General features: G+C 39.3%; 2 protein-coding genes. Both read right to left on the bottom strand.

The annotated features are described in order from the left end of the window. The coding region (locus ACRCJ0_RS16175; RefSeq protein ID WP_431391188.1) for an alpha-amylase family glycosyl hydrolase at positions 1-183 on the bottom strand (183 nt) is incomplete at its 3' end. 124 nt (positions 184-307) lie between these two features. Continuing rightward, a partial coding sequence (locus ACRCJ0_RS16170) for an ABC transporter ATP-binding protein (protein WP_431391187.1) occupies positions 308-885 on the bottom strand: 578 nt, incomplete at its 5' end.

Here is an 885-nt window from a genome sequence, read left to right as displayed (position 1 = left end):
ATTATCGTCCATAGGGCTATCATAAACTGGTGATAACCAGATGGCAGTTATGCCCAATTCTTGCAAGTAGTCTAATTTGCTGGTAATGCCCTTTAAATCCCCAATACCATCGCCATTCGCATCTGCAAAGGATTTAGGATAGATTTGATAGATAGTTGCTTTGTGCCACCAATGTTTTTCCATTTCACGCACTCCTTATGATGTTTTATGTTGTTAAGTCCATTCTACCAGTTTGTGCAAGCGTTTGCATTAATAATATCAAAAATAGCTGGGAAGTTTTGTCCCCAGCTAAGATATGCTTCGCATATTAACGAATTGCTTGTTCTGTTGCCAAGTCGAAAAAATGTCCCTTCGTAATGTTAAAGGTTAGGGCAACTTTGTCACCCGCTTCAAATGTGTCACGAGTAGATACACGTGCAACGTATTCAGTTTGACCTAATTTTAGGTATAACATGGTTTCAGGACCAAGTAATTCAGAAACGACTATCTCACCTGTCACGGTATCCTCTGGGTAGGCTTCAATGGCAATGTTAGTATCCAAAATATCTTCTGGACGAATACCGAAAATGACTTCTTTACCCAGGTAACCACGGTCACGTAAGATTTTAGCTTGCCCTTCTGGTATAGCAATGTCCAAACCATCTTGATTGGAAATACGATTCTCCCCTACTGTTACTGTAAAGAAGTTCATTGAAGGACTACCAATAAAGCCAGCTACGAATTTACTTACGGGTTTATTATATAATTCTTGTGGTGTACCGATTTGTTCAATGCGACCAATTGTGCCTGAACCATCAGAATTTTTCGTTGCATTCATAATCACAATTCGATCTGCTAATGTCATTGCTTCGGTTTGATCATGTGTAACATAAATGGTCGTTGCCT

It is taken from the genome of Aerococcus sp. L_32 (assembly GCF_050689315.1).
The sequence above is the reverse complement of the archived record's forward strand: the minus strand, read 5'-3'. Positions and strand labels throughout refer to the sequence as shown.